Raw genomic sequence first — 8,618 nt, 5'->3', positions numbered from 1 at the left:
CAAAAGCTTTGAAATTGAAAGCTTTTGCCCTTTCAGGGCGACTTTTTTGTATCTGTTCTAAAACCCAGGGCGATGCCCTGGGCTAGGAGCTTCTGCCCTTTCAGGGCGTATTGGCTGTGACTTATGACACACCCTCATTTTTTTTTCTGTTATTCTTGAGAATTAATTTGTTCCGCAATATTGTCCCATAAAAAGGATACCACCACTCTGACTATCCTGAATCATATAGACAAATGGACGGTCAGCGATGAACTCTACATTTCTTGTCTCCTCAGGTGCCATGGCTGTCAGCATCACGGCAGCAGTTACAGCAGCAGCCTTTGTTCCCTGCTCATTCACCTCTATCTTTGCCTTCTGAAGCATCTTGCTTACAAAGAAATTGCCGTCAGCAAAATGACTGAAGTTCGCTTTGCCTGCCACAAACATAGAAGGAGCACCCAAATCACTGATGATTGCATTCAGAGGCAGTTCCTGTTCGATAGTAAATTTAGGCAACTTGAGATTCACCATACAGTTTTCCATATTCTGCGAAATCTGATTCAGCTTCTCTTCATCCAGACCTTTCATCATTTCCTGGATATTCTTGCCCTCATTTGGCAGAAGTACCAGCATGCGATAGCTGCCATTACCATAAGGAAGATCTACAGCCTTGAAATCCTTGTTCTCAGCATAGAAGAGCTTCTTTATCTGATGCATCATTTCCACTTTCTGGATATCACGTGTATAGCCACGGAAGTTCTCCAGCTTAGTGTCCTTGGCATTGAACTTGTTCTGCCATGTTCCCTTGAAATAGATGGCATTCATCAAATACGATACTGCATCGGCTGAAACCTGATCAATAATACGTGGAATCATGCCGTTGGTCTTTTCCTTGCACCAGCCATTGATGCGGTCTGTTGACTTGGAAGAGGTGAAATCCAGACTTTCAATACCAGCCTGATAGCCATCACTTACCTGCTGGGAGAAATTCTTGTTCAGCTTGAAGTTCTTGTTTACTGCGATATAATTGGCAATATTAACAGTTGTCTGCTTGTCTTGATGATTGGCATGAAGAAGCATAGCCTTATAAAGCTCATTCAGATCGTTGACAGAAACTCCTTCGCAACCGATAGCTTTCAATATCTCCTGCTGCGTGATTCCATCCGCACCATTTGCCAGCATCCCCATCAGATAAGATACGCTCATAGGTGAAATCACCTTAGACTCCATATCTGTAACCTTATTGAAGAGGCGAAGCGCAAACGCATTGTTCTTCTTCACTATATCCTGCTGGGTGTCAGAAAGAACAAGATAGCTATTATCCAAATCCTCTTCATTCTTACCCATTTCGCTGTCCTTGCTTGCATTGGAATCACCGTTTATTTTCTTGCTGCTAGCACAAGAAGTCATAGCCATTGCAGCCATCATCATCAGAGCTGCCATAGTTATCTTACTGTCATTTCTCTTTTTCATAATCTTTTAATTTTGTTGATAATCTGTCTATGAAATGCAAGTTGCTGCGATTCCTTGCATCGGAAGGCAAAAATTTAAGACTCGTTAACTGCCTCCTTACCTGGCAACACACGCAAATGATATCTGTTACCATCAAAGTCAACACGCATCAGACTCTGAGGTTTGGTTATCTTGGCTAACTCAAGAGCCACATGCCCCATCGTTCTCCGAAGATTCAATTCGATACAAGATACAAGCTCTAACTGGCCATCCTTTGCAGCAATCATCATATCTACTCCAAATGGCCCATTATAGTTTTCCTTTAACGCGGGCTCAACTATATCTATAATTTTCTGTCTTGCAGAGAGAAGCGCATCTTCACTGATGTATTTCTTCATAATTTCAACCTTCTCTTCTTCAGAGCAGAGCAAGTTACCGGTATAGGCATTTTTGACGGTATCGAAGAGCGAGAGTCCCAGATAGTGAACCTTGCCGTCACGCATCTCGAATTCCATACCAAAATCTTTCACCTTATTATAATAGGGTTCTACGGTAACACCACCCTGCCTGAAGATGATGTTGCTTACCCAGCGTTGGAAAGCCGGATATTCACCATTTGTCCGGAACTCATCGGCAGAAACATATTTCACGCCTCTTCCACTGCTGCTCCAAGGAGCCTTGACTACAGCCTTGCCCCACTTCATCACGCATTCCTTAACCAGAGCAAAGTTATCTGCATACACTACATTCTGCTGCAGATGTTCAGCAGCCCATTGGCGGCTGCTTATCGCGCGTACCTTATCTAATACCTCATCAGTAGGCAGCATGATTTCCGGCAAACCGATACGTTCCAGCTCGCCTTTCAGACTCAAGTCCCATCCCCAAGGATGCACACTGTCTATAAACTCCGTCTTAAGCAGATGCTCAAGCTGCAGTTTGGTTATAAACTCAACTTTTTCCATCAGGTGCTCCCCCAAATGGCGCACCTTGTCGCGTGCATTGTCGATGTCATCAACAAGCACCAAGTCACCCTGATCTGCCCACAAGGCAGGTATAAATGCAAGGTCGCTTCGCAACTGTCTTCCAGCATGAGGAGCGGTAAACTGTCGCAAATGAGCGGCCAATGCCAAATCGTGTTCCGGATTGAAGATATGTAGTTTCATACTGCAAAGATACAAATTATTGAGATAAAAACGGCAAAAGAGGGTAAGTTTTACTTAGAAAAGTGCTAAATAATGAAAAAAAAGTTAGTTTTTGCTATCTAGAGTTTGCAAATTTAAAATATATTATTACCTTTGCATCGTAAAAAACAAATATGAATCAATATTAAACGCATGGAAGAAGCATTCTTCAGAACACATACATATCTAGTTGAGCATACAGATGCCCCAGTCAGACGAACCTTGATGGATGAGATTGACTGGAACGACCGTATGATTGGCATCAAAGGCACTAGGGGCGTGGGCAAATCTACCTTTCTCCTCCAGTATGCCAAGGAGCACTTTGGACCATACGACCGCAAGTGCTTGTATGTGAATATGAACAACTTCTATTTCCAGAGCAGAGGTATTGCCGATTTTGCAGGCGACTTCGTGAGCCATGGTGGACGCACACTTCTGATAGATCAGGTTTTCAAGCAGCAGGACTGGAGCAAGGAGCTCCGCAAATGTTACGACCTGTATCCTGAACTGAAGATCGTGTTTACAGGTTCCAGCGTTATGCGCCTGAAGGAAGAGAATCCAGAACTCAATGGAATCGTGAAGAGTTACAATCTCCGCGGCTTCTCATTCAGAGAATACATCAATCTGAAGACGGGCAACGATTTCCAGCCATACGAGCTCGAAGATATTCTCCGCAATCATGAACACATCATCAAGCAGATCCTTCCCAAGGTGAGCCCGATGAAATACTTCAATGATTACCTGCATCACGGTTTCTACCCATTCTTCTTGGAACAGCGTAACTTCACAGAGAATCTACTAAAGACAATGAATATGATGACCGAGGTTGACATCCTCCTCATCAAGCAGATAGAACTGAAGTATCTGCCAAAAATAAAACGCCTGTTCTACGAGTTGGCTGTGGAAGGCGCCAAGGCTCCCAACGTGAGCCAGCTGGCCGAAAGCATCAATACAAGTAGGGCAACCGTGATGAACTACATTAAGTATCTGGCCGATTCCAGACTCATCAATATGATCTATCCGGAGGGACAGGATTTTCCGAAGAAACCATCTAAGGTGATGATGCATAATCCTAACCTAATGTACGCTATCTATCCTATACAGATTGACAAGCAGGAAGTGATGGAAACATTCTTCGTGAATTCTCTTTGGAAAGACCACAAAGTTCACCAGGGCGGTAAAGACCACTATTATACAGTGGATGGCAACAGGAAATTCAGAATCTGTGATGCACAAACTCCCAACAAGATGCGTAGTAATCCAGATACCATCTATGCCCGTTACAATACTGAGGTAGGCAAGGACAACAAGATTCCGTTATGGCTCTTGGGATTCCTATATTAACGAGATTTCGAAAGAAGAATTAAATACAAAACATTTTTAATATTTTATCTAAAAGTAAAATGGCTAAAGAGAAAAAATTTATCACTTGTGATGGTAACACAGCTGCCGCACATGTAAGCTACATGTTTACTGAGGTTGCTGCTATCTACCCTATTACTCCATCATCACCAATGGCGGAGCATGTAGATGAATGGGCTGCCAAAGGTCGTAAGAACCTTTTCGGTCAGCGAGTTTCTATCCAGGAAATGGAATCAGAGGCTGGTGCTGCGGGTGCAGTTCACGGTTCTCTCCAGGCTGGTGCCTTGACTTCAACTTACACTGCTTCTCAGGGTTTGTTGCTGATGATTCCTAACATGTACAAGATTGCTGGTGAGTTGCTCCCTTGCGTGTTCAACGTATCAGCTCGTACATTGGCTTCTCACTCACTTTGTATCTTCGGTGACCACCAGGACGTAATGGCTTGCCGCCAGACAGGTTTCGCTATGTTCTGCTCAGGTTCTGTTCAGGAGGTGATGGACCTCTCTGCAGTTCCTCACTTGGCTACATTGGAGACAAAGGTTCCTTTCATTAACTTCTTCGACGGTTTCCGTACTTCTCACGAGTACCACAAGATCGAGGAGATGGATATGGAAGACATCCGTCCATTGGTTAAGGAAGAGTTCATCGAGGACTTCCGTAACCGTGCATTGACTCCTGAGCGTCCTGTTACTCGCGGTACCGCTGAGAACCCAGAGACATTCTTCACTCACCGTGAGGCTTGCAACCCTTACTACGATGCAATCCCTGAGGTAGTAGAGAAGTACTGCCAGGAGATGACTAAGATCACTGGCCGTGAGTACCACCTCTTCAACTACTATGGTGCTGAGGATGCTGAGAACATCATCATCCTGATGGGTTCTGCTACAGAGCCAGCTCGTGAGGCTATCGACTACTTGAACAAGCAGGGCAAGAAGGTTGGTATGGTTGCAGTTCACCTGTATCGTCCATTCTCTGTTGACTTCCTGAAGAAGGCAATCCCAGCTACAGTTAAGCGTATCGCTGTTCTCGACCGTACTAAGGAGCCAGGTGCAGAGGGTGAGCCATTGTACCTCGACGTTAAGTCAGCTCTCTACGACGACGAGCGCAAGCCATTGATCGTTGGCGGTCGCTACGGTCTCGGTTCTTCTGATACAACTCCAGCTAAGATTGTTGCTGTATTCAAGAACCTCGAGTTGCCACAGCCAAAGAACCACTTCACTGTAGGTATCGTTGATGACGTTACATTCACTTCTCTCCCAGAAGAGGAGGAAATCCCAATGGGTGGCGACGACTTGTTCGAGGCTAAGTTCTACGGTTTGGGTGCTGACGGTACTGTTGGTGCTAACAAGAACTCAGTTCAGATCATCGGTAACAATACTAACAAGTATTGCCAGGCATACTTCTCTTACGACTCTAAGAAGTCTGGTGGTTTCACCTGCTCTCACTTGCGTTTCGGCGACAGCCCTATCCACAGCGCATACCAGGTAAATACTCCTAACTTCGTAGCTTGCCACGTACAGGCTTACCTCCACATGTACGATGTAACACGTGGTTTGCGTAAGAACGGTTTCTTCCTGTTGAACACTATCTTCGATGGCGAGGAGTTGGTTAACTTCATCCCTAACAAGGTAAAGCGTTACTTCGCTCAGAACAACATTACAGTTTACTATATCAACGCAACTAAGATTGCTCAGGAGATTGGTCTCGGTAACCGTACCAACACCATCCTCCAGTCTGCATTCTTCCGTATCACAGAGGTTATTCCTTTGGATCTCGCTGTAGAGCAGATGAAGGCATTCATCGTTAAGTCTTACTCTAAGAAGGGTCAGGACGTTGTTGACAAGAACTTCGGCGCTGTAGACCGTGGTGGTGAGTACAAGCAGTTGACAGTAGATCCAGCTTGGGCTAACCTCGCTGACGATGAGGCTAAGGAGGATAACGCTCCAGCATTCGTTAAGGAGCTCGTTCGTCCTATCAACGGCCAGGCTGGTGACCTCTTGAAGGTTTCTGACTTCGTTAAGCACGACACAGTTGACGGTACATGGCAGAACGGTACTGCAGCATTCGAGAAGCGTGGTGTTGAGGCATTCGTACCAGTATGGAACGTAGAGAACTGTATCCAGTGTAACAAGTGTTCATTCGTTTGTCCTCACGCAGCTATCCGTCCATTCGTATTGACCGACGAGGAGCTTGCAGGCATCGAGGGTCTCGAGACTCAGGATGTTAAGGCACCTAAGGCTTTGGCTGGAATGCACTTCCGCATCGAGACTTCAGTACTCGACTGTTTGGGTTGTGGTAACTGTGCTGACGTCTGCCCAGGTAAGAAGGGTGAGAAGGCGTTGACAATGGTTCCATTCAACGTTGACGCAGAGGATATGGTCAAGGAAGCAGCTAACTGGGAGTACCTCGTACACAAGGTAGCTTCTAAGCAGGATCTCGTAGACATCAAGCAGAGCCCTAAGAACTCTCAGTTCGCTCAGCCATTGTTCGAGTTCTCTGGTGCTTGCTCTGGTTGTGGTGAGACTCCATACGTTAAGTTGATTTCTCAGCTCTTCGGTGATCGTCAGATGATTGCTAACGCTACTGGTTGTTCTTCTATCTACTCAGCTTCTATCCCATCTACTCCATATACAAAGAACGCTAAGGGTCAGGGTCCTGCATTCGACAACTCATTGTTCGAGGACTTCTGCGAATTCGGTCTCGGTATGGTAATGGGTAACAAGAAGATGAAGGAGCGCATCGCTCACTTGCTTGAAGAGGCTAAGGCTCAGGAGCATGTTCCTGCTGAGTTCGTAGCAGCTGCTGACAAGTGGGTTGCTAACATGAACGATTCAGAGGGTTCTAAGGAGGCTGCTGCAGAGTTGAAGCCTCTCATCGCTGCCGGCGCTGAGAAGGGTTGCCCAATCTGCAAGGAGCTCAAGACTTTGGATCACTACCTCGTTAAGCGTTCACAGTGGATCATCGGTGGTGACGGTGCTTCTTATGATATCGGTTACGGTGGTCTCGACCACGTATTGGCTTCTGGTGAGGATGTTAACATCCTGGTACTCGATACTGAGGTTTACTCTAACACTGGTGGTCAGTCTTCTAAGTCAACTCCACTCGGTGCTATCGCACAGTTCGCTGCTCAGGGTAAGCGTATCCGCAAGAAGGATCTCGGTTTGATGCAGACTACATACGGTTACATCTACGTAGCTCAGGTAGCTATGGGTGCTGACAATGCTCAGACATTGAAGGCAATCCGCGAGGCTGAGGCTTATCCAGGTCCATCACTCATCATCGCTTACGCACCATGTATCAACCACGGTTTGAAGCGTAAGGGCGGTATGGGTCGTTCACAGCACGAGGAAGAGTTGGCTGTTGAGTGCGGTTACTGGCACTTGTGGCGTTACAACCCACTGTTGGCTGATGAGGGTAAGAACCCATTCACACTCGACTCAAAGGCTCCAAACTGGGAGAACTTCCGCGACTTCTTGCTCGGTGAGGTTCGTTACCTCTCTGTACAGAAGGCATTCCCTAAGGAGGCTGATGAGCTCTTCTCTCAGGCAGAGAAGATGGCTAAGCTCCGTTACCAGACTTACGTTCGTAAGAGCCAGGAGGACTGGAGCGAGCAGATCTAATCAAAGAATATTTCAGATTCTAACATAATGGGCCTTGGTTGCTATTTTGGCAACCAAGGCTTTTTTGTTTCCTTTTTTTTGGTTTATTCACCCCACTCCTTCTTTACATCGAAGCAAGGACAATCCTTGCTGGCGAACTCATTGTGCCCATGAACCGTCGCCTCGTGATATTCCTCCTTCAGCTGCTCAATGAGCGCTTTCAGCGCCGCCTTCTGCTGTGGAGTTCGAACATCTGCAAATGTACTCATTTTCAGCGAGTTATACGCTCTCAGGTTGAGTCCGTCGTAACGAAATAATAGCTTCTTAAAACTGAATAACTGAATACTGAACACCTTTCCGCCTAGCATTCCGTCAGCTCCGTCGGCATTTGCTCCCTTCGGAAGATTTTTCTCGATGTAATGGCGGTTCACCAGTTTCTCTGCATCATCGATTAGCCTTGACTATGCCTGCGCCAAAGAAAGATAAATTTTTCTTACTATATTAATTTATAATGTTACTCAAGTTTCGCATGTAAGCTCCACACGCCCTGAAAGGGCAGAAGCCCCTAGCCCAGGGCATCGCCCTGGGTTATTATGGACGCAACCCTGTCGCCCTTACAGGGCGCCTTGCTGATTGCTTTTATACCCAGGGCGTTGCCCTGGGCTAGGACCTTTTGGGCCTTCAGCCCGTACTTAAACCACATGCGAAACTTCAGTAATGTTAAAGGGTTGGACTGCGAGATATTCACCAAATTTCTATTTTTAGGAACGGCACCGGATTCCTATAAACAAAAAACGTCCGCAACCAGACTTTACTTGCCTGATTACGGGTGCAAAGGTACGAAAATATTTTTATATTTACCTAGTACGTACTATGTACGCGTACTAGTACTATCTTCCCCTGATGCTGCCATGATACCTAGTGCGCGAGGTATCTAAGAGGGTGTTCAGTATTCAGTATTCAGTTTTTTTCGGGATAGTTACCCTTTCTATGGTTATAAATTATAAGTAATTATTATATATATATATATATATATATATTATAT

At 45.7% G+C, this 8,618-nt stretch carries 5 protein-coding genes; 2 read left to right on the top strand and 3 right to left on the bottom strand.

Features of this window, described 5'->3' with window-relative positions; all coding sequences use genetic code 11:
- Window positions 1-162 precede the first annotated feature (162 nt).
- Window positions 163-1,452, bottom strand: coding sequence for a serpin family protein (locus DW830_RS14690; RefSeq protein WP_119250406.1), 1,290 nt, complete (start codon window positions 1,450-1,452; stop codon window positions 163-165).
- Between the two features lie 74 nt (window positions 1,453-1,526).
- Window positions 1,527-2,594 (bottom strand): hypothetical protein, encoded by a 1,068-nt coding sequence (locus tag DW830_RS14685; RefSeq protein ID WP_119250405.1) that lies wholly within the window; start codon window positions 2,592-2,594, stop codon window positions 1,527-1,529.
- Between the two features lie 171 nt (window positions 2,595-2,765).
- Here DW830_RS14685 and DW830_RS14680 point away from each other — a divergent pair, with 171 nt between their 5' ends.
- Both DW830_RS14680 and nifJ read left to right on the top strand, forming a co-directional pair.
- Complete coding sequence (locus DW830_RS14680) at window positions 2,766-3,956, top strand: ATP-binding protein (RefSeq protein ID WP_119250404.1); 1,191 nt, start codon at window positions 2,766-2,768, stop codon at window positions 3,954-3,956.
- A gap of 59 nt (window positions 3,957-4,015) precedes the next feature.
- Window positions 4,016-7,594 carry a pyruvate:ferredoxin (flavodoxin) oxidoreductase gene (nifJ, locus tag DW830_RS14675; RefSeq protein ID WP_118201177.1) on the top strand — a complete coding sequence of 1,193 codons (3,579 nt, stop codon included), beginning with the start codon at window positions 4,016-4,018 and terminating at the stop codon, window positions 7,592-7,594.
- Window positions 7,595-7,677: 83 nt separating this feature from the next.
- On the opposite strand, the gene DW830_RS16805 is transcribed toward nifJ, so the two are convergent.
- Entirely contained in the window at window positions 7,678-8,004 is a 327-nt protein-coding gene (locus DW830_RS16805) for a hypothetical protein (RefSeq protein ID WP_233544575.1), read from the bottom strand.
- Window positions 8,005-8,618: the final 614 nt, after the last annotated feature.

This window comes from Prevotella sp. AM34-19LB (assembly GCF_003468525.1).
Classification (GTDB): domain Bacteria; phylum Bacteroidota; class Bacteroidia; order Bacteroidales; family Bacteroidaceae; genus Prevotella.
This window is presented reverse-complemented; position numbering and strand designations above follow the sequence as displayed.